The following is a 646-nucleotide window of genomic DNA, read 5'->3' as shown; positions in this document are numbered from 1 at the left end:
GAGCGGCACGGTCACCGCCGAGCAGCTCGCCCGCTGGCAGTCCGACGCCGGCTGGCTGGAGCGGGCCCTGGGCTGCCGGCCCGGTGATCTGCGCGGCGGCCGGGGCGGCGCGGGCCGGGCGGGCGCCGGCGTCAGCCCTACCGGTACCGGTGTCGGCACGCCCGCGCCCGACCTGAGCAGGCTGATCCCCGAGATCGGCCCGGAGCTGGGCTCGATCGAGGCCGGTCTGGTGCAGCGGATGCATCTGCGGGAGGTGCTGGCCGACCCGGCGCTCGCCTCGCGGCTGACGCCGAGCATGTCGCTGATCGAGCAGCTGCTGCGGGACAAGAACAACCTCTCCGGGGTCGCCCTCGCCAACGCCAAGGCACTGATCCGGCGCTACGTCGACGAGGTCACCGAGGTGCTGCGCACACAGGTGGAGAAGGCGTCGGTCGGTGAGCTGGACCGGTCCGTGCCGCCCAAGCGGGTCTTCCGCAACCTCGACCTGAACCGCACCATCTGGAAGAACCTCACCAACTGGGACCCGGAGGAGGAGCGGCTCTACGTCGACCGGCTCTACTACCGGCACACCAGCCGCAAGACGACACCGCAGCGGCTGATCGTCGTGGTGGACCAGTCGGGGTCCATGGTCGACTCGATGGTCAAC

At 71.4% G+C, this 646-nt stretch carries 1 protein-coding gene; it reads left to right on the top strand.

Annotated elements, in window-relative coordinates:
* On the top strand, positions 1-646 hold a 646-nt coding region (locus LPA54_RS34745; RefSeq protein ID WP_228984614.1), incomplete at both ends, for a VWA domain-containing protein.

The sequence above is a fragment of the Streptomyces sp. DH12 genome (assembly GCF_020873895.1).
Classification (GTDB): domain Bacteria; phylum Actinomycetota; class Actinomycetes; order Streptomycetales; family Streptomycetaceae; genus Streptomyces.
The sequence above is the reverse complement of the archived record's forward strand: the minus strand, read 5'-3'. Positions and strand labels throughout refer to the sequence as shown.